This window comes from Pseudomonas sp. B1-22, from assembly GCF_050474425.1.
In the GTDB taxonomy this organism is placed as follows: domain Bacteria; phylum Pseudomonadota; class Gammaproteobacteria; order Pseudomonadales; family Pseudomonadaceae; genus Pseudomonas.
Window position 1 is genome coordinate 625604 of record NZ_JBCHVH010000001.1, and the last position, 19761, is coordinate 645364.

At 64.4% G+C, this 19761-nt stretch carries 20 protein-coding genes; 17 read left to right on the top strand and 3 right to left on the bottom strand.

Annotation, left to right across the window (positions count from 1 at the left end; all coding sequences use genetic code 11):
* Nucleotides 1–55: 55 nt before the first annotated feature.
* The 8 genes from acpP (at nt 56) to ACQ5BL_RS03025 (ending at nt 6461) form a co-directional block, all read left to right on the top strand.
* Nucleotides 56–292 (top strand): acyl carrier protein, encoded by a 237-nt coding sequence (acpP, locus tag ACQ5BL_RS02990; RefSeq protein ID WP_015477931.1) that lies wholly within the window; start codon nt 56–58, stop codon nt 290–292.
* 118 nt (nt 293–410) lie between these two features.
* Nucleotides 411–1655, top strand: coding sequence for a beta-ketoacyl-ACP synthase II (gene fabF / locus ACQ5BL_RS02995; RefSeq protein ID WP_243805073.1), 1245 nt, complete (start codon nt 411–413; stop codon nt 1653–1655).
* Entirely contained in the window at nt 1655–2470 is an 816-nt protein-coding gene (gene pabC, locus ACQ5BL_RS03000) for an aminodeoxychorismate lyase (protein WP_243805072.1), read from the top strand. The genes fabF and pabC overlap by 1 nt, the downstream gene beginning before the upstream one ends.
* A gap of 6 nt (nt 2471–2476) precedes the next feature.
* Nucleotides 2477–3553 (top strand): endolytic transglycosylase MltG, encoded by a 1077-nt coding sequence (gene mltG / locus ACQ5BL_RS03005; RefSeq protein WP_243805122.1) that lies wholly within the window; start codon nt 2477–2479, stop codon nt 3551–3553.
* Between the two features lie 39 nt (nt 3554–3592).
* Nucleotides 3593–4225 (top strand): dTMP kinase, encoded by a 633-nt coding sequence (gene tmk / locus ACQ5BL_RS03010; protein WP_243805071.1) that lies wholly within the window; start codon nt 3593–3595, stop codon nt 4223–4225.
* Complete coding sequence (locus tag ACQ5BL_RS03015) at nt 4218–5204, top strand: DNA polymerase III subunit delta' (protein WP_243805070.1); 987 nt, start codon at nt 4218–4220, stop codon at nt 5202–5204. Before tmk ends, ACQ5BL_RS03015 begins: the two co-directional genes overlap by 8 nt.
* 35 nt (nt 5205–5239) lie before the next feature.
* Nucleotides 5240–5596, top strand: a complete 357-nt coding sequence (locus ACQ5BL_RS03020; RefSeq protein ID WP_009621447.1) for a PilZ domain-containing protein — start codon at nt 5240–5242, stop codon at nt 5594–5596.
* Between the two features lie 88 nt (nt 5597–5684).
* The gene (locus ACQ5BL_RS03025) at nt 5685–6461 is read left to right on the top strand and encodes a TatD family hydrolase (RefSeq protein ID WP_243805069.1); all 777 of its coding nucleotides are present in this window, start codon (nt 5685–5687) and stop codon (nt 6459–6461) included.
* A 279-nt stretch (nt 6462–6740) separates the two neighbouring features.
* Here the strand turns inward: ACQ5BL_RS03025 and ACQ5BL_RS03030 are convergent, their stop codons facing one another.
* Entirely contained in the window at nt 6741–7874 is a 1134-nt protein-coding gene (locus ACQ5BL_RS03030) for an aminotransferase class V-fold PLP-dependent enzyme (RefSeq protein ID WP_243805068.1), read from the bottom strand.
* Nucleotides 7875–7958: 84 nt separating this feature from the next.
* On the opposite strand from ACQ5BL_RS03030, the gene ACQ5BL_RS03035 reads away from it, so the two are divergent.
* The 5 genes from ACQ5BL_RS03035 to ACQ5BL_RS03055 all read left to right on the top strand — a co-directional run bounded on the left by ACQ5BL_RS03035 (nt 7959) and on the right by ACQ5BL_RS03055 (nt 12589).
* Nucleotides 7959–8597 (top strand): TetR/AcrR family transcriptional regulator, encoded by a 639-nt coding sequence (locus ACQ5BL_RS03035; protein WP_152224531.1) that lies wholly within the window; start codon nt 7959–7961, stop codon nt 8595–8597.
* 93 nt (nt 8598–8690) lie between these two features.
* Complete coding sequence (locus ACQ5BL_RS03040; RefSeq protein WP_243805067.1) at nt 8691–9659, top strand: GTP 3',8-cyclase MoaA; 969 nt, start codon at nt 8691–8693, stop codon at nt 9657–9659.
* Between the two features lie 182 nt (nt 9660–9841).
* Nucleotides 9842–11302 (top strand): ArnT family glycosyltransferase, encoded by a 1461-nt coding sequence (locus ACQ5BL_RS03045; protein ID WP_243805066.1) that lies wholly within the window; start codon nt 9842–9844, stop codon nt 11300–11302.
* A 106-nt stretch (nt 11303–11408) separates the two neighbouring features.
* Nucleotides 11409–12020 (top strand): DUF4823 domain-containing protein, encoded by a 612-nt coding sequence (locus ACQ5BL_RS03050; protein ID WP_243805065.1) that lies wholly within the window; start codon nt 11409–11411, stop codon nt 12018–12020.
* Nucleotides 12017–12589: a DUF1285 domain-containing protein gene (locus ACQ5BL_RS03055; RefSeq protein ID WP_430292777.1), complete on the top strand. Its 573-nt coding sequence runs from the start codon at nt 12017–12019 to the stop codon at nt 12587–12589. Before ACQ5BL_RS03050 ends, ACQ5BL_RS03055 begins: the two co-directional genes overlap by 4 nt.
* Before the next feature lie 119 nt (nt 12590–12708).
* On the opposite strand, the gene ACQ5BL_RS03060 is transcribed toward ACQ5BL_RS03055, so the two are convergent.
* Nucleotides 12709–14397, bottom strand: a complete 1689-nt coding sequence (locus tag ACQ5BL_RS03060; protein WP_279577196.1) for an electron transfer flavoprotein-ubiquinone oxidoreductase — start codon at nt 14395–14397, stop codon at nt 12709–12711.
* Between the two features lie 311 nt (nt 14398–14708).
* Between ACQ5BL_RS03060 and ACQ5BL_RS03065 the strand changes: the two genes are divergently transcribed.
* The 3 genes from ACQ5BL_RS03065 to fabV all read left to right on the top strand — a co-directional run bounded on the left by ACQ5BL_RS03065 (nt 14709) and on the right by fabV (nt 17799).
* Complete coding sequence (locus tag ACQ5BL_RS03065) at nt 14709–15458, top strand: electron transfer flavoprotein subunit beta/FixA family protein (RefSeq protein WP_243805063.1); 750 nt, start codon at nt 14709–14711, stop codon at nt 15456–15458.
* Nucleotides 15458–16387, top strand: a complete 930-nt coding sequence (locus ACQ5BL_RS03070; protein WP_243805062.1) for an electron transfer flavoprotein subunit alpha/FixB family protein — start codon at nt 15458–15460, stop codon at nt 16385–16387. Before ACQ5BL_RS03065 ends, ACQ5BL_RS03070 begins: the two co-directional genes overlap by 1 nt.
* A gap of 215 nt (nt 16388–16602) precedes the next feature.
* The gene (gene fabV, locus ACQ5BL_RS03075) at nt 16603–17799 is read left to right on the top strand and encodes an enoyl-ACP reductase FabV (protein ID WP_207884455.1); all 1197 of its coding nucleotides are present in this window, start codon (nt 16603–16605) and stop codon (nt 17797–17799) included.
* 79 nt (nt 17800–17878) lie between these two features.
* On the opposite strand, the gene ACQ5BL_RS03080 is transcribed toward fabV, so the two are convergent.
* Nucleotides 17879–18829 (bottom strand): alpha/beta fold hydrolase, encoded by a 951-nt coding sequence (locus ACQ5BL_RS03080; protein ID WP_243805061.1) that lies wholly within the window; start codon nt 18827–18829, stop codon nt 17879–17881.
* A gap of 96 nt (nt 18830–18925) precedes the next feature.
* Between ACQ5BL_RS03080 and ACQ5BL_RS03085 the strand changes: the two genes are divergently transcribed.
* Entirely contained in the window at nt 18926–19753 is an 828-nt protein-coding gene (locus ACQ5BL_RS03085; protein WP_207884457.1) for a transporter substrate-binding domain-containing protein, read from the top strand.
* The last annotated feature ends 8 nt before the right edge of the window (nt 19754–19761 follow it).

Sequence of the window (19761 nt, forward strand, 5' to 3'; positions counted from 1 at the left end):
ATACACTTACCCGCAGCCCAGCTGTACGGATTGTCCATAGGAGTGAAAACAAGGTATGAGCACCATCGAAGAACGCGTCAAGAAGATCGTTGCTGAGCAACTCGGCGTTAAGGAAGAAGAAGTCACCAACAGCGCTTCCTTCGTTGAAGACCTGGGCGCCGACTCCCTTGACACCGTTGAGCTGGTGATGGCTCTGGAAGAGGAATTCGAGACCGAAATCCCCGACGAGCAAGCCGAAAAGATCACCACCGTTCAGGAAGCCATCGACTACATCGTTGCCCACCAGGCATAAGACGTAGTCGTCGGTTCCCCGACGAAAGAAGCCGCACGGCCTGCAAAGGCGTGCGGCTTTTCTTTAACGCCGGCATCAGCCGGCGTTATTGCCGTGAAACGTATGAGAGGAAGTCACAGTGTCGCGTAGACGCGTAGTCATCACCGGCATGGGTATGCTGTCGCCCCTGGGTGTGGATGTGCCGAGCAGTTGGGAAGGCATTCTCGCCGGGCGCAGTGGTATCGCCCCGATCGAACACATGGACCTGTCCGCCTTCTCCACCCGCTTCGGCGGTTCGGTGAAGGGGTTCGACGTCGAGCAGTACATGTCCGCCAAGGAAGCTCGCAAACTCGACCTGTTCATCCAGTACGGCCTGGCCGCCAGTTATCAGGCGGTGCGCGACTCCGGCCTGGAAGTCACCGACGCCAACCGCGAACGCATCGGCGTTGCCATCGGTTCGGGTATCGGCGGTCTGACCAACATCGAAAATACGTGCCGTTCGCTGTTCGAGCAGGGCCCGCGGCGCATCTCGCCGTTCTTCGTGCCCGGCTCGGTCATCAACATGGTTTCCGGGTTCCTGTCGATCAACCTCGGTCTTCAGGGTCCCAATTACGCCATCACCACTGCCTGCACCACCGGCACCCATAACATCGGCATGGCCGCGCGCAACATCGCCTATGGCGAGGCTGACGTGATGGTCGCCGGCGGCTCGGAAATGGCCGCCTGTGGTCTGGGCCTGGGCGGCTTCGGCGCGGCCCGCGCGCTGTCCACCCGCAATGACGAGCCGGCCAAGGCCAGCCGCCCGTGGGACAAGGATCGTGACGGCTTCGTGCTTTCCGACGGCGCCGGTGCACTGGTGCTGGAAGAGTTGGAGCATGCCAAGGCCCGTGGCGCGCGCATCTATGCCGAAGTCGTCGGCTTTGGCATGAGCGGCGATGCCTACCACATGACCGCTCCGCCGGAAAACGGCGCGGGCGCCGCGCGCTGCATGAAGGCGGCGCTGCGCGATGCCGGGCTGAATCCGGAGCAGGTCGACTACATCAACGCCCACGGCACCTCCACGCCGGCCGGCGACATCGCGGAAATCGCCGCGGTGAAGTCGATCTTCGGCGAGCATGCCTATGGGCTGTCGATGAGCTCCACCAAGTCCATGACCGGCCACCTGCTGGGTGCCGCCGGCGCGGTCGAAGCGATCTTCTGCGTGCTCGCCCTGCGCGACCAGGTGGCGCCGCCGACCATCAATCTGGACAACCCCGACGAAGGCTGTGACCTGGACCTGGTGGCGCACCAGCCCAAGGAGCGTCCAATCGAGATCGCCCTGTCGAACTCCTTCGGCTTTGGCGGCACCAACGGTTCCCTGGTGTTCCGCCGGTTCCACGGCTGATGCTGAGCTGGGTCGACGGCCGAAGCGCCGAGGTCCTGTCCGTGAGAGATCGCGGGCTGGCCTACGGCGACGGCCTGTTCGAGACCATCCGCGTGTCGGCGGGCCGTCCGCGCCTGCTGGTACGCCACCTGGCGAGACTGGAGGAAGGCGTGCAACGCCTGTCCCTGCCGGTCTCGCTGGATCGCGTCGAAGATGAACTGCTGCGCTTCAGTACGGCGTTGGGCGACGGCGTCGCCAAGCTGATGCTGACCCGTGGCGAAGGCGCGCGCGGCTATGCGCCGCAGGCGAACGCCGATGTGCGCCGCCTGTTGCTCGGTTCCCCGGCGCCGGCCTATCCGGCGAAGCACCAGGAGGAGGGTGTGCAGCTCTTCCCCTGTGCCACGCGCCTGGCCGAGCAGCCGCTGCTGGCGGGGCTCAAGCATCTCAATCGCCTGGAGCAGGTGCTGGCCCGCGCCGAGTGGGATGACCCGACCTTCGCCGAAGGGCTGATGCGCGACGTCTCCGGCCGGATCGTCGAAGGCGTGTTCAGCAACCTGTTCATGGTTCGCGATGGCGAACTGCTCACCGCCGAGCTCAGCCGTTGCGGCGTTGCGGGGGTGATGCGCGCCGAAGTGATCGAGCGTGCCGGCGACCTCGGGCTACCGGTCATCGTACGGGACATCGACTTCGCCGAACTGGCGCAGGCCGACGAGGTCTTTCTCTGCAACAGCCTCTACGGCATCTGGCCGGTGCGTGGCTTTGCTGGCCATGCTTGGCCGGTCGGGTCGCTGACCCGTAAACTGCAAGGCCAACTTCGCGAACTTCTGGATTCCTGACACGTGATGCGCAAATTGCTGGTGCTGCTGGAAGGCGGCCTGCTGCTGGCCGGGCTTGTGCTGGGCCTGGCGGCCTGGGAGCAGCATCGCGCGCTGCAACAGCCGCTCCAGCTCACCGAAGAGCGACTGCTCGATGCGCCTTCCGGGGCGACGCCGGGCGGGCTGCTGACTCGACTGCAGGACGAGGACGTGCTGCACGGCGCGTTCTGGCTGCGCCTGTACTGGCGCTTCAATCTTTCTGGCGAGGCGCTGCACAGCGGCGAATACCGCCTCAAGCCCGGCATGACCGCCGCCGAACTGCTCGACCAGTGGCGTGACGGCGACGTGGTGCAGTACGGCCTGACCCTGGTCGAAGGCTGGACCTTCCATCAGGTACGGGAACTGCTCGCCCGCCAGCCCAAGCTCGGCCAGACCCTGGCCGGCCTCAGCGACGCCGAGGTGATGGCCAGGCTGGGCAAGCCGGGTGTATTTCCCGAGGGTCGTTTCTTCCCTGACACCTACCGCTTCGTTCGCGGCACCAAGGACGTCGACCTGCTGAAACAGGCCTACCAGCGCATGGACAACATCCTTGCCGAGGAGTGGGACAAGCGCGAGTCGGACCTGCCGTACAAGGACTCCTACCAGGCGCTGATCATGGCTTCGCTGGTGGAGAAGGAAACCGGTGTGCCGCAGGAGCGCGGGCAGATCGCCGGGGTCTTCGTGCGTCGCCTGGAAAAGAACATGCTGCTGCAGACCGACCCGACCGTCATCTACGGCATGGGCGAGCGCTATGTCGGCAAGATCACCCGTGCCGACCTGCGCGAACCGACCCCCTATAACACCTATGTGATCGCCGGCCTTCCGCCGACACCCATCGCCTTGCCGGGGCGTGAGGCCATCCACGCGGCGCTCAACCCGGTGCCGGGTGACAGTCTGTATTTCGTTGCGCGCGGCGATGGCAGCCATGCCTTCTCCGACAATCTCGACGATCACAACAAGGCGGTGCAGGAGTTCCAGCTCAAGCGTCGTGCCGACTACCGTTCCAGTCCGGCGCCGGTTTCCGCGCCGAACGCGCCCGCCGGCGATGCTCCGGCGGCGCAGTAGCCCGACAGACCTGGGCCCGAAATAGTTAAGGAGAGCCGAGTGACCGGCCTGTTCATCACCCTGGAAGGCCCCGAAGGCGCGGGCAAGAGCACCAACCGCGAATACCTGGCCGAACGCCTGCGCGAGCGCGGCATCGAAGTCCAGTTGACCCGCGAGCCCGGTGGCACCCCGCTGGCCGAGCGCATCCGCGAACTGCTGCTCTCGCCCAGCGATGAAGCGATGGCGGTGGACACCGAATTGCTGCTGGTCTTCGCCGCCCGTGCCCAGCACATCGCCGAGGTGATCCGCCCGGCACTCGCGCGCGGCGCCGTGGTGCTCTGCGACCGCTTCACCGACGCCACCTACGCCTACCAGGGCGGCGGTCGTGGCCTGCCGGTGGAACGTATTGCGCAACTGGAAAGCTTCGTCCAGGGCGATCTGCGCCCGGACCTGACCCTGGTATTCGACCTGCCGGTGGAAATCGGCCTGTCCCGCGCTGCCGCCCGTGGCCGGCTTGACCGCTTCGAGCAGGAAGGCCGCGCCTTCTTCGAGGCGGTGCGCAGCACCTATCTGGATCGCGCCCGCGCCGAGCCTGCGCGCTACCGCATTGTCGATGCCGCCCAGCCGTTGGCCGATGTCCAGCGCAGCCTGGATACACTGCTGCCGACCCTGCTGGAGCGCCTGCATGGCTGACATCTATCCCTGGCAACAGGGGCTCTGGCAGCAACTGAGCGGCCGCGAGCGGCATGCTCACGCCTACCTGCTGCATGGCCCGGCCGGTATCGGCAAGCGCGTGCTGGCCGATAACCTGGTGCACCTGTTGCTCTGCCAGAAACCGACGGACGGCAAGGCATGCGGCCATTGCAAGGCCTGCCAGCTGCTCGCCGCCGGCACCCACCCGGATTTCTTCCTGCTGGAGCCGGAGGAGCCGGAGAAGCCCATCCGCGTCGACCAGGTGCGCGAGCTGGTGGATTTCGTGGTGCAGACCGCCCAGCTGGGCGGGCGCAAGGTGGTGCTGCTGGAGCCCGCCGAGGCGATGAACCTCAACGCCGCCAACGCCCTGCTGAAAAGCCTGGAAGAGCCGTCCGGCAACACGGTGCTGCTGCTCATCAGCCACCAGCCCAGCCGGCTGCTGCCGACCATCAAGAGCCGCTGTGTGCAGCAGGCCTGCCCGCAACCGACCGGGGAGCAGAGCCGCGCCTGGCTGGCCGGTGCCTTGCCGGAGGAATCGGCGGAAGGGCTCGACGAGTTGCTGGTGCTGGCCGGTGGCTCGCCGCTCACCGCGCTGCGCCTGCATGGGCAGGGCGTCCGCGAACAACGTGCGCTGGTGGTGGACGGGGTGAAGAAGTTGCTCAAGCAGCAGGCTGCCCCCAGCCAGTTGGCGGAGAGCTGGAACGCGCTGCCCCTGCCGCTGCTGTTCGACTGGTTCTGCGACTGGGCCCTGTTGACCCTGCGCTACCAGTTGGCGCGCGACGAAGCCGGCCTCGGTCTGAGCGATATGCGCAAGGTGGTGCAGTACCTCGCCGAGAAGTCGGCACAGCACAAGGTGCTGGCGATGCAGGACTGGTTGCTCGCGCAGCGGCAGAAAGTCCTGAACAAAGCCAACCTCAATCGTGCCTTGCTTCTCGAAGCCTTGCTCGTACAGTGGGCAAGCCTTCCCGGGGCGGGCTAGAATTCGCCCATGGATACAACTGCCAGGACAGCTGAATGAGCTTGCCACCGAATCTGGGTCCGCGGAACGGAATCCTGTCCCTGACGATCAAGGACAAGTCCGTACTGTATGCCGCCTATATGCCGTTCATTCGCAACGGTGGTCTGTTCATCCCGACCAACAAGACCTACAAGCTGGGCGATGAGGTCTTCATGCTGCTCAACCTGATGGATGAGCCGGAGAAGATCCCGGTGGCCGGCAAGGTGGTCTGGATCACCCCCAAGGGCGCCCAGGGCAACCGTGCGGCTGGGATCGGCGTGCAGTTCAACGATGGCGACAACACGGCGCGCAACAAGATCGAGACCTACCTGGCCGGCGCGCTGAAGTCGGACCGTCCGACCCACACCATGTAGTTCATACCATTTAGAATTGGCAGGCTTTACCGTCTGCAGACACGAAGCGCCCGAATGGGCGCTTCGTCATTTTCCGGAGAGTGTTTTCATGCTGGTCGATTCCCACTGCCACCTCGATCGCCTCGATCTCGCCGCCCACGGCGGTTCGCTGGATGCCGCGCTGGACGCCGCACGCGCGCGTGGTGTGAGCCAGTTCCTGTGCATCGGCGTCAGCGCGGACAATGCCAGGGCGGTCAAGGACCTGGCCGAGCGCTATACCGATGTGCACTGCTCGGTAGGCGTGCACCCGCTGGACCTGGAGCCGGGCGCCGCACCGGCACTGGACTGGCTGCTGGGCGAGCTGAACCACCCGCGTGTGGTCGCTATCGGCGAGACCGGCCTGGACTACCACTACGAGCCCGAAGCCGCCGAACTGCAGCAGGAAGCCTTCCGCCTGCACCTGGAAGCGGCCAAGGTCACCGGCAAGCCGGTCATCGTGCATACCCGCGAAGCCCGTGCCGACACCCTGGCGCTGTTGCGCGAGGCCGCGCTGCCGCAGGCCGGTGTGCTGCACTGCTTCACCGAGGACTGGGAGATGGCCCGGGCGGCGCTGGATATCGGCTTCTACATCTCGCTGTCGGGCATCGTCACCTTCCGCAATGCCGAGCAGCTGCGCGAGGTGGCGCGCCAGGTGCCGGCCGACCGCCTGCTGGTGGAAACCGATTCGCCTTATCTCGCTCCGGTGCCGCACCGTGGCAAGCCGAACCTGCCGGAATACGTGCGCGAGGTGGCCGAGTACCTGGCCGTGCTGCGCGGCGTGAACTTCGAGACCCTGGCCGAGCAGACCACCGCCAACTTCCGCCGGCTGTTCCCGCTGGCCGCCTGATGGCCGCCGGTCCGATGACGGCTGACGGGCTATAAAAATCGCGGACAAAAAAAACCCGGGTTCTGGGGGATGAATCCGGGTCAAGACCATTAGGAGTGTAACAATAAGGTACGCGATCCTCGGTACCTTCACCGGCGGGGCACTTGGGGGGAGATGCCGCGCACCGGTATCTACAAGTATTGGTCAAGATGACGCGGCTGCCACACAGGGCCGGGTGTTTTTTAAACGGATTTGGAATACATCACACTGGGCTGAGTCGCTTTCTCCGCCCTGCCTGCCTCAAGCCCGCGCCAGGGCTTCGATCAGGCCCAGCGTTTCCTCGATCACCGCGTCGCTGGTGTAGAAATGCGGCGAGAAGCGAATGCCGGCGCCGCGCTGGATGCAGACCACCTGTTCCGCACGCAGGCGCTCCAGCAACCGGGCGTTGTCCCAGCCGGCCAGGCTGAAGGTCAGGATGCCCGCGCGGCGCGCCGGATTCAGCGGACTGTGCAGGGCCGCACCGGAAATCCGTGCCAGACCCTCCTGCAACTGCTGCACGCGTTCCTCGACCAGGACCCCCACTTTGGCCATGCCCACTTCTTCCAGCAGGCTCAGGCTGGCCTCCAGCACCACCGCGCCGAGCATGTTCGGGCTGCCGCACTCGAAGCGCCGCGCGCTGCGCGCCGGCTGCCAGTCGGCCGAGTCGTAGTTGCCGGCGTTTTCCAGCATGTGCCAGCCGTACTCCTGCAGCGCCAGTTGTTCCCGTTCGGCGGCGCGGCAATAGAACACGCCCAGGCCTTCCGGGCCGAGCATCCACTTGTGGCCGTCGGCCATGGCGAAGGCGCAGTCGTAGGCCTGGACGTCGAAGGGCAGGGCGCCGAGCTGCTGGATGGCGTCGATGCAGAACAGCACGCCGCGCTGGCGGCAGCCGGCGCCGAGGCGCTCCAGGTCCATGCGCAGCCCGCTGGCGTACTGCACGGCGCTGATCGACAGCAGGCGCGTGCGCGGGCCGCAGGCGGTGAGCAGATCACCCTCGGGGTCGGTACCGTTCAGGCTGACCTGGATGACCTCGACCCCCCTGGGCTTGAGCGCTTCCCAGACGACCCGGTTGGAGGGGAACTCCTGGTCGCTGATCACCACCTGGTCGCCGGCGCGCCAGTCCAGGCCGAAGGCGACGAACGACAGGGCTTCGGAGGTGTTCTTCACCAGTGCGATATCGCCGGTGGTCTGGGCGTTGAGCAGGCGTGCCAGACGCTCGCGCAGGCGCTTCTCGATGGTCAGCCACTGCGGGTAGTCGCGGGCGCCGATCAGGACGTTCTCCTGGGCAAAGGCGGCTACGGCGTCAGCCGCACGCTTGGGCCAGGGCGCTACAGCTGCGTGATTCAGGTAGCGCAGGCCGAACTGTTGGGGAAACTCGTGGGAAAAGCTAATCATGTCGGATGATCCGTGCAATTTGGCGCTGAATAGGCATAATACGCGGCTTCGAATTTTGACTATTTTTGACCGAACAGTCTTTTTATGCAGAAAGAGCCGCGCAAGGTTCGCGAATTCCGTCGTCGCGAACAGGAAATCCTCGACACCGCCCTCAAGCTGTTCCTGGAGCAGGGCGAAGACAGTGTCACGGTCGAAATGATCGCCGATGCCGTGGGTATCGGCAAAGGCACCATCTACAAACATTTCAAGTCCAAGGCGGAGATCTACCTGCGCCTGATGCTGGACTATGAGCGCGACCTGGCGGCGCTGTTCCATTCCGAAGACGTGGCGCGGGACAAAGAGCGCCTGTCGCGCGCGTACTTCGAGTTCCGCATGCGCGACCCGCAGCGCTACCGCCTGTTCGACCGCCTGGAAGAAAAGGTGGTGAAGACCAGCCAGGTCCCGGAGATGGTTGAGGAGCTGCACAAGATCCGCGAGTCCAACTTCGAGCGCCTGAGCCAACTGATCAAGGAACGCATCGCGGCGGGCAAGCTGGAAGACGTGCCGGCCTACTTCCACTACTGCGCGGCCTGGGCGCTGGTGCACGGCGCCGTGGCGTTGTACCACTCGCCGTTCTGGCGCGAAGTGCTGGAGGACCAGGAAGGCTTCTTCCAGTTCCTCATGGACATCGGCGTGCGCATGGGCAACAAGCGCAAGCGCGACGGCGATACGCCGGCCGCCTGAGTCGATATTCGCGCTGCCGATCGTCGCTTGTGCGACAGGGTGGCGGGTGAGGGTGGGGATATACTCAATGGGTAATCCCCACCGGAGCCGAGCATGATCGTCGACCGCCAGGGCAGGCGCTTCCGCAACCTTCGGGTCAGCCTGACCGCCGCGTGCAACTATGCCTGCACCTATTGCGTGCCGGACGGCAAGCGTCTGGTCGCCGCCCAGGACGAGCTGTCGGCCGAATCCCTGGTCCGGGGCGTTGCCTACCTGATCGAAGCCGCCGGCATCGAGCGCCTGCGGGTCACCGGCGGCGAGCCGCTGGTCAGTCCCAAGCTGGATGCCTTTCTCCACGGTGTCAGCCGCCTCGGTCTGCAGGACATCGCCATCACCACCAACGGCCAGCTGCTGTCGAAGAAGCTGCCGCTGCTGCTGGACTGCGGCATCCGCCGCCTCAACGTTTCCCTCGATACCCTGGATGCCGACGCCTTCCGCCGCATCGCCCGTGGCGGCGACCTGGCGACCGTGCTCAAGGGGCTCGACGAGGCCCGTGCGGCGGGGCTGAAGATCAAGCTCAACATGGTGCCGCTGCGTGGGCAGAACCTCGATCAGGTGGTACCGCTGCTGGACTACTGCCTGGAACATGGCTTCGAGCTGCGCTTCATCGAGCTGATGCGCATGGGGCACCTGGCTCGCGATCCGAATGCCTTCAACCAGCAGTTCATCGCTATGCAGGAACTGCTGGAGCTGATCGGCGAACGTCATCCCTACATCCAGGCCAACGCGCCCGTGGATGCCACCGCGCTGCGCTACGAAGTGCCGGGGCAGGGCTTCTTCGGCGTGATCGCCAACGAAAGTGTGCCGTTCTGCCGGACCTGCTCGCGCCTGCGCCTGTCGTCCACCGGCTGGCTGCATGGCTGCCTGTCGTCGAGCAATCGCCATTACGTCGGCGACCTGCTCGACAAACCCCGTCACCAGGCCCTGCCGGCCCTGCAGCGCCTGCTGGTGCGCGCCCTGGCGGACAAGCAGGAAGTCGCCTTCTCCGGCGGTGTCACCGTCATGAAGATCATCGGCGGCTGATCCGCTAGTTCCCGTCGGCCCTCGGCTCAAGCAGAATGGGCGCCGCGCTGTAGCGGCGCATGGCTATCTGGCCGGGCACCGCTTCCTCGAGTCGCATTCCGGCCCGCGAAACCTCGCGGGCTGGGCGTTTTTCTCGCTCCTATCCTTTGTCCTTGTCCGTTGCACCGCGGGAGGTTGCATTGATGCAGGCACGTATCGAACTGGAACAGGGATTCTGGTTCCTGGTGGTTGTAGCGCTGCTGTTGATTCTGTGCCTGTGGGGGAACGGCGATATCGCCTTCCTCAGCGTCAATGAGGCGCGGAGGGCGGTCACGGTTCGCGAGATGTACCAGGCGAACGACTGGCTGCTGCCGCACATGAACGGCGACCTTTATCTGGCCAAGCCGCCGCTCTTCTACTGGCTGGCATTGCTTCCGGTGTACCTGGCGGGTGGCGTGTCGGAGTGGGCCGTGCGCCTGCCGTCGGCGCTTCTCGCACTCGCCACGCTAGCAGGGACCTTCTATTGGGGGCGCCGTATCGGCGGGCGCGGCGTCGGCATCTTCGCCTGCATCTTCCTGGCGGCCAATGCGGGGTTCGCCCAGTTCGCACGCCGCGCGGAAATCGAGATGGCCCTGACGGCGTTCTGCTTCCTGTCGCTGCTCAGCGCTTACGTCTACCTGTTCGTCGATGGCCGCCGCCGCTGGAGCATCCTGAGCTACGCCCTGCTTGGTTGCGCCCTGCTGACCAAGGGGCCGGTCAGCCTGCTGCTGGTCACCCTGCCGGTGCTGGTCTTCGCCCTGATCCAGCGCCAGGAGCGCGCGCGCGCCTACCTGTGCGACATCCCCGGCTGGCTGATCGCCCTGTCGCTGGGGGCGTCCTGGTATGCCGCCGTGACCCTGCATGAGGGCATGGATGTCTGGAAGGCGATCTTCCAGCAGGACATCGTCGACAAGGTCAGCGGCAGCGTCGGCAGCGACCCCTGGTATGCCTATCTGCTGTACCTCGCCGGTGATTTTGCTCCGTTCTGTCTGTTGCTGCTGGTGGGGCCGCGGCAACTCTGGCGGCAGATCCGGCAGAGTCCGCCGCTGCTCCTGGCGCTTTGCGCGACTCTCGTGCCGCTGGTGGTGTTCTCCCTGTTCAGCGACAAGCACGCCAAGTACCTCCTGCCGACCTACCCCTGTGTCGCCTTGCTGCTGGGCTATCACTGGGTGCAGGTCTTCGCCCGGCAGGACGGCTGGCGACGCAAGGCCATGGTCTGGGCGCCCCTGGTGGTGCTGTTCGGTTTTGTCAGCTTCTATACCGTCCTCGAGCGCACGGTCTTCGCCTATCGCTACCAGGCGTTGCCGGAAGTCACCCGGATTGCTGCCGCACATCCCAGCCTGCCGCTCTACAGTCTCGAGGTTCCGGACATGCGCCTGGTGTATTACGCCGGGCGCCCCGTCACCCGCCTGTCGGCCGACTCCGCAGCAGCGACCGCTGCCGGTCTGCTGTTCGTTCCTGGCAAGCTGCCAGACGCGCTGCAGGCGTCATCGCATTGCGTCAGCGACACGGTTCCGAAGTACCTCAGTCGTCGCAAGGAGCTGCAGGTCGTTCTGCTGGGCGGTGCCTGCGGTGGCGGGGGCGATACCGCCACGCAGCCGGCCGTGGGAAACACCCATGGCTGAACAGCCGTTGCGCTGTGCGAGCGGGGCGCTTGTGCCGGTGGGTGGCGCGGAATCTGCATCCGACGGTCGAATGCCGGTTTCTCGACGCCGGCCGTGGAGACAAGACATGCGCACCCTTCTGGCGATTCTCGCCATGGCAGCCCTGGCGGGCTGCATGACGCCCAGCGACATGGCGGAACGCACCGGCTATTACGCGGGTGATGCCGGCTTCCTCGATCACAGTCAGGCACGCCGCACGGGGAACTGGCGCCTGCAGCCGGACTCCTTCATCTACATCGCCCAAGGCCCGTTCGTGCCGCCCGGTCACCCCTATGCGCGGCCGAACGTGGTGGCGGAGGAGGCGTTCAAGGGCTTCGTCGAGTATTTCCCGATGGTGCGCCGTGCCCAGGGGCCGTTGGGCCTTGAGGGCGCGATGAAGGAGGCGCGGGCGGTGGGGGCCAACTACCTGCTCTACACCCGCTTCGCGCACGGGGAAGACAACGCCGGCAGCCACGAGCAGTATGAAGACACCGACAACGCGGTCGGTCGCGACCGCAGCGTGATTCAGGTGATGCTGATCGAAACCGGCAACCGCTATCTGGTGGACAGTGCCACCATCCGCAGCCGCGGCGGTTTTCTGACATTCCTGGATGCCAGCCCCGATGACCTGATCGGACCGCCGCTGGAAGATTACGCCCGCAGTCTTCTGGGGGTGAAGACGCACGAGGAGTACCAATGAGCGACCCGCTGAACCCTCCGGAGCGCGCCGGCAACCTGCTGGCGCAGATTCCTGCCACCAAGGGCCTGCCGCCCGTACATCTGTGGAACCCGGATTGTTGCGGTGACATCGATATGCGCATTGCCCGCGACGGCACCTGGTATTACCTGGGCACGCCGATCGGGCGCAAGCCGATGGTGCGGTTGTTCTCCACCATCATCCGCCGGGATGGCGACGACTATTTCCTGGTCACGCCGGTGGAAAAGTGCGGAATCACCGTCGATGACGCGCCGTTCGTCGCAATCAGCCTGGTTGTAGAGGGGGAAGGGGAGCAGCAGGTGCTGCGCTTTTCGACCAATGTCGAGGACGAGGTGGTGGCCGATGCCGAGCATCCGATCCGCGTGGAGCTCGACCCGCAGACGCAGGAGCCGTCGCCCTACGTGCTGGTGCGGGTGAACCTGGAGGCGCTGATCCATCGCAACGTGTTCTACCAGTTGGTCGAATTGGCTGTCAGCCGCGAGATCGATGGGCAGGAGTGGCTTGGCGTATGGAGTTCGGGCGAGTTCTTCCCCATCGCGCCGCAACCATGACTCCATAGTCTGAATGGGTCTGGTAGTTCTTTTTTTAGTCTGCTACACGCTCTCTGAAACAGGTTTCCGGCCAAAAAAAGGCTCCCGAAGGGGGAGCCTTTTTCGTTATCGCCAACGCATTACATGTTGGGGTAGTTCGGACCGCCGGTACCTTCCGGTGCCACCCAGGTGATGTTCTGGGCCGGGTCCTTGATGTCGCAGGTCTTGCAGTGCACGCAGTTCTGCGCGTTGATCTGGAAGCGCTTGCTGCCGTCGTCGTTGCTCACCACTTCGTACACGCCGGCCGGGCAGTAACGCTGCGCAGGCTCGTCGTAGAGCGGCAGGTTCTTCTGTACCGGGACGCTCGGGTCGGTCAGGCGCAGGTGGATCGGCTGGTCTTCCTCGTGGTTGGTGTTGGAGAGGAACACCGAGGAGAGCTTGTCGAAGCTGATCTTGCCGTCGGGCTTGGGGTAGTCGATCTTCGGTGCTTCGCTGGCCTTCTTCAGGGTCGCGTAGTCCGGCGTCGTGTCGTGCAGGGTGAACGGGATCTTGCCGCCGAAGATGTTCTGGTCGATGAAGTTGAACGCACCGCCACCGATGGCGCCGAACTTGTGGATGGCCGCGCCGAAGTTACGGCTGCGGAACAGCTCGTCGTACAGCCAGCTGCCCTTGAACGCATCGACGTAGTTGGTCAGCTCGTCGCCGCCTTCACGGCCGGCGGCCAGGGCTTCGGCAACGGCGTCAGCAGCCAGCATGCCGGACTTCATGGCGGTGTGGCTGCCCTTGATCTTGGCGAAGTTCAGGGTGCCCAGGTCGCAACCGATCAGTGCGCCGCCCGGGAAGACCATCTTCGGCAGCGAGTTCAGGCCGCCCTTGCAGATGGCACGAGCGCCGTAGGCCACGCGCTTGCCGCCTTCCAGGTACTGCTTGATCACCGGGTGGTGCTTGTAGCGCTGGAATTCGTCGAACGGCGACAGGTGCGGGTTGGTGTAGGACAGGTCGATGATCAGGCCGACCACCACCTGGTTGTTCTCCAGGTGATAGAGGAAGGAACCGCCCGGGTTCTCGTCGTTCAGCGGCCAGCCGGCGGTGTGCACCACCAGGCCCTGCTCGTGCTTGGCCGGGTCGATGTCCCAGATTTCCTTGATACCGATGCCGTAGTGCTGGGCGTCGGCTTCGCTGTCGAGCTTGTACTTCTTGATCAGCTGCTTGCCGATGTGGCCACGGCAGCCTTCGGCGAACAGGGTGTACTTGGCGCGCAGTTCCATGCCGGGGGTGTAGTAACCCTCTTTCGGATTGCCTTCGCGGTCGACGCCCAGGTCGCCGGTGACGATGCCGCGCACCACGCCATTTTCGTCGATCAGCGCTTCCTGGGCGGCGAAGCCCGGGTAGATCTCGACGCCCAGGCCTTCGGCCTGCTGGGCCAGCCAGCGGCAAAGGTTGCCCAGGGAGATGATGTAGTTGCCTTCGTTGTGCATGGTCTTGGGCACGAAGAAGTTCGGCACCTTGGACGCCGCTTCCGGGCTCTTCAGCACATAGATGTCGTCACGCTTGACCGGGGTGTTCAGCGGCGCTTCGAGCTCTTTCCAGTTGGGGAACAGCTCGTTGAGCGCGCGGGGCTCGAACACGGCGCCGGAGAGGATGTGGGCGCCCACTTCGGAACCCTTCTCGACCACACAGACGCTGATTTCCTGACCGGCGTCGGCGGCCTTCTGCTTCAGTCGGCAAGCGGCGGACAGACCGGCAGGGCCGGCGCCGACGATGACGACGTCGAATTCCATAAATTCGCGTTCCACTATCGATCTCTCCTGAATCAAGGCTCTGGGCATTTTGTAGGTATTGGGTTGGGCGTGCCCCCACCCGGTAAGAGCGGGGCGCATTATAGCTAGACCTGTTGCTATATCTAAACCCTTTATCGAGCGCAATACAAACGTTTGTTTGAATCGCATGTAACCCTGATAGAATCGGGGTCCGCGGCTTATGAAGGGGTATTTTCGCGTATTGACCCGCCAGGGCGATGCGGTCAAGATACCTGCGGTTTTGCGGTCGCGGTCTCGCTGGATGTAGTCGCAGATGGCGTGCACTACCAGCCAGGCCTGTCTGGCGACATTCCTATTCACCGGAGAATAACGAGGAATCCATGAAGGTTCTTGTAGCTGTCAAACGAGTGGTTGACTATAACGTCAAGGTCCGCGTCAAGGCGGACAACTCCGGCGTCGATCTCGCCAACGTCAAGATGTCCATGAACCCCTTCTGCGAAATCGCCGTGGAAGAAGCCGTTCGCCTGAAAGAGAAAGGCGTCGCCACCGAGATCGTTGCGGTCTCCGTCGGCCCGACCGCCGCCCAGGAGCAACTGCGTACCGCGCTGGCTCTGGGTGCCGATCGCGCCATCCTCGTCGAATCCAACGACGAACTGAATTCCCTGGCTGTCGCCAAGGCCCTGAAAGCCATCGTGGACAAGGAGCTGCCGCAGCTGGTCATCCTCGGCAAACAGGCCATCGACAGCGACAACAACCAGACCGGCCAGATGCTGGCTGCGCTGTCCGGCTACGCCCAAGGCACCTTCGCCTCCAAGGTCGAGGTCGCTGGCGACAAGGTCAACGTCACCCGTGAAATCGACGGCGGCCTGCAGACCGTTGCCCTGAACCTGCCGGCGATCGTCACCACCGACCTGCGCCTGAACGAGCCGCGCTACGCGTCGCTGCCGAACATCATGAAGGCGAAGAAGAAGCCGCTGGACGTGGTGACCCCGGACGCCCTGGGCGTTTCCACCGCTTCCACCGTGAAGACCGTGAAAGTCGAAGCGCCGGCTGCCCGCAGCGCTGGCGTCAAGGTCAAGTCCGTTGCCGAACTGGTCGAGAAACTGAAGAACGAGGCGAAAGTAATCTGATGGCTATCCTGGTAATCGCTGAGCACAACAACGGCGCTCTGGGCGCTGCCACCCTGAACACCGTCGCTGCCGCGCAGAAGATCGGTGGCGACGTCGTAGTCCTGGTCGCTGGCCAGAACGTTGGCGGCGTGGCCGAAGCCGCTGCCAAGATCGCAGGCGTTTCCAAGGTGCTGGTCGCCGACAACGCCGCCTACGCTCACCAGCTGCCGGAGAACGTTGCTCCGCTGATCGCTGAGCTGGGCAAGGGCTACAGCCACGTGCTGGCCGCCGCCACCACCAACGGCAAGAACTTCCTGCCGCGCGTTGCCGCCCTGCTGGACGTCGACCAGATCTCCGAGATCATCGAAGTAGTCAGCGCCGACACCTTCAAGCGCCCGATCTATGCCGGTAACGCCATCGCGACCGTGCAGTCCTCGGCTGCCGTCAAGGTCATCACCGTGCGTGGCACCGGCTTCGACGCCGTTGCTGCCGAAGGTGGTTCGGCCGCTGTCGAAGCCGTTTCCGGCCCGGCCGATGCCGGCAAGTCCGCCTTCGTCGGCGAAGAGCTGGCCAAGTCCGACCGTCCGGAACTGACCGCTGCCAAGATCGTCGTTTCCGGCGGCCGCGGCATGGGCAACGGCGACAACTTCAAAATCCTCTACGCCCTGGCCGACAAGCTGGGCGCCGCTGTTGGTGCTTCCCGTGCCGCGGTCGACGCCGGCTTCGTGCCGAACGACATGCAGGTCGGCCAGACCGGCAAGATCGTTGCTCCGCAGCTGTACATCGCGGTCGGCATCTCCGGTGCCATCCAGCACCTGGCGGGCATGAAGGATTCGAAAGTGATCGTTGCGATCAACAAGGACGAAGAGGCGCCGATCTTCCAGGTTGCCGACTACGGCCTGGTCGCCGACCTGTTCGAAGCCGTACCGGAGCTGGAAAAGGCCGTCTGAGCCTGATCCGCTTGCGTCAAGGAACCCGCCCCATGTGGCGGGTTCTTTCATTTCAGGTCCTTGATTCTGCTCTGAAAAGGCCTGTTTTCCGCGCGCATGACCCATTGGTCACGAAACTTCGCCGATAAGTCCCCGGACGAAGGTGTCTCATCTACAATGCGCGACGTCTCCAGTTCCTGAATGTGTTCAATCGACACCTGGCTACCGAGGTTTTCATGATCATCAAACCGCGCGTGCGTGGCTTCATCTGCGTCACTACCCACCCGACCGGCTGTGAAGCCAACGTCAAGGAACAGATCGAGTACGTCGAGGCGCATGGCCCCATCGCCAACGGTCCGAAGAAGGTCCTGGTCATCGGTTCCTCTACCGGCTACGGCCTGGCCGCGCGCATCAGCGCCGCCTTTGGCGCCGGCGCCGACACCCTGGGCGTGTTCTTCGAGCGTCCGGGCAGCGAAACCAAGGCAGGCACCGCCGGTTGGTACAACTCGGCCGCCTTCGAGAAGTTCGCCCACGCCAAGGGCCTGTATGCGCGCAGCATCAATGGCGACGCCTTCTCCGACGAAGTGAAGAAGGTCACCATCGAGACCATCAAGCAGGACCTGGGCAAGGTCGACCTGGTGGTCTACAGCCTAGCCGCGCCGCGCCGGACCCACCCGAAGACCGGCGAGGTCTTCAACTCCGTGCTCAAGCCGGTCGGCAAGACCGTCAACTTCCGTGGTCTGGATACCGACAAGGAAGTGATCAAGGAAAGCGTGATGGAGCCGGCCACTGCCGAGGAAATCGCCAACACCGTGGCGGTGATGGGCGGTGAAGACTGGCAGATGTGGATGGACGCGCTGCAGGAAGCCGGCGTGCTGGCCGATGGCGTGAAGACCACCGCCTTCACCTACCTGGGCGAAGAGATCACCCACGACCTGTACTGGAACGGCTCCATCGGCGCCGCCAAGAAGGACCTGGACCAGAAGGTCCTGGGCATTCGCGAGAAGCTGGCCGCCACCGGCGGTGACGCCCGCGTTTCCGTGCTCAAGGCCGTGGTCACCCAGGCCAGCTCGGCTATCCCGATGATGCCGCTGTACCTGTCGCTGCTGTTCAAGGTGATGAAGGAGAAGGGCACCCACGAAGGCTGCATCGAGCAGGTCGACGGTCTGTTCCGCGAAAGCCTGTACGGCGCCGAACCGCACCTGGACGCCGACGGCCGCCTGCGCGCCGACTACAAGGAGCTGCAGCCGGACGTGCAGAACACCGTGAAGGACCTGTGGGACAAGGTGACCAACGAAAACCTGTACCAGCTGACCGACTTCACCGGCTACAAGACCGAGTTCCTGCGCCTGTTCGGCTTCGAGATCGCCGGTGTGGACTACGAGCAGGACGTCAATCCGGACGTGCAGATTCCCAATCTGATCCAGCTCTGAGGTTGAAGCCCGGCCACTGGTCGGGCATCGGCTCAAACAGAAACGGCGCCCTGGGCGCCGTTTCTGCTTTTCGGGTCTGTCAGTTGGCTGCGGTGGCCGGTGCCTGGCTCTGCTTGAGGAAATCCAGATACAGCTGGGCGGTTTCCTCCGGCCGTTCGATCATCGGTACATGGCCGCAATCGCGCAGGATGGCTACGCTGGGTTTCTTCAGCAGGGGTTTCATCACGTCGATGCTGGACACGTCCAGCACCCGGTCACGGTCGCCCCACAGCAGCAGGGTCGGCGCGGTGATCTTCGGCAGTTCCGGCTCCAGCGGGATGTAGCGTTCACGCAGTTGCTGGAAGATCCTGCTGTTGAAGGCGCTGCGCTCCAGCGAACGCTCCGCCAGGTAGTGCTCCAGCCGCGAGGGCATTGGCGGCCGCTGCACGAAGACGAAGTCGAGCAGGGCAGGGAAGTCGTCCACCGAACGCAGCAGCAGCGGGTTGTCCTCGCCCTTGCTCAGGCGCTGGAACAGTTCGCTCTGACGGGGCGCCATGACTCCGGCGTTGTCGAACAGGCCGGCCGACAGCACTTCGTTCGGGTGGCGCGCGGCAAGCAGGGCGGCGATGTGACCGCCCATGGAGTTGCCGACCACGTGGTAGCGGCCGATGCCCAGTTCGCGCATGAAGTCCGCCAGGCGTTCGGCCTGGGTGCCGACGTCGTAGCTGATGTTGGAAGGTTTGCTGCTGTCGCCGAAGCCCGGAAGGTCCACGGCGATGACGTGGTAGCGGTCGGTGAGGAAGCGGGCGAAGCGCAGCCAGTTGCTCTTGTCGGCGCCGAAACCGTGGACCAGCAGGATGGTCTGGGCCTTGTCCGGACCGCCCTCGTAGTAGCGAATGTCGAGGTTATCCGCCGTCACGCTGCGTTCGCTGAGGCCCGCGCGGCTGCTTTCGGCGAACTGCGCGGTGGCCAGCAGCGTGGAGGGGAAGGCATAGAGGATGCCCCCCGAGGCGGCGAGCAGCAGGACGAGGAACAGAAGGGCTTTCTTCATGAGAAGTCCTTATTACCAAATCGGATGGTGTGCTTTACGCTAGCATTTTGCAGGTCTAAGCATGACCGTTCTTACTTCCGGTAAGCGAGATTAACCATGCTCCATTACTCGATGATGCTGCGTGCAGCTCTTCTGCTGGTGACCTTTTCGGCTCCCCTGGTGGGGCTCGCCGCGGGCAAGTGCGAGCGCCTGGTCGCCACGGGCAACCCCGAATACCCGCCCTACCTGTGGCGCGACCCGATGAAGCCCGAGCGCCTGATCGGCGCCAATGCCGACCTGCTGCAGGAAATCGGCAAGGCCATTGGCGTCGACATCCGGGTGATTTATACCGGCTCCTGGGCACGGGCGCAGGAGGAAGCGCGACTGGGGCGCGTCGACCTGATCGCCGGCGCCTTCCTGACGCCGGCGCGGATGGAAACCATGGACTACGTCCATCCCGCCTTCCTCACCACCGACAGCGTGGTCTGGACCCGCAAGGACGCCACCATCCCCTATGCGCACTGGGAGGACCTGCGCGGCCTGAAGGGCGGCACCCTGGTGAACAACAGTTTTGGCGCAGATTTCGACGCCTTCGCCAAGCAGCAACTGACCCTGGAGGAGGTACCCAGCCTGACCCAGGCCTTCCAGAAGCTGCTGCTCAAGCGCTCCGATTATGTGATCTACGAGCACTATCCCGGCCTGGCCGTGGCCGCTACCCTCGGCATGCTGGATGACCTCCAGCCGCTGGAACCGGCAGTATCCAGCGAGGGTCTGTACCTGACCCTGGCGCACAACTCGGCCTGCAACGACCCGTGGCTGCGCGGACAACTGGCGAAAAAAATGACAGAATTGACGGCCGCCGGAGTCCCGCAGCGCCTGCTGCAGGACAACCTGGCCCGCTGGAAGGGGCAGCAGTTGCAGCCCGCCAGCACTCCCACCCAGTAGGACAACAG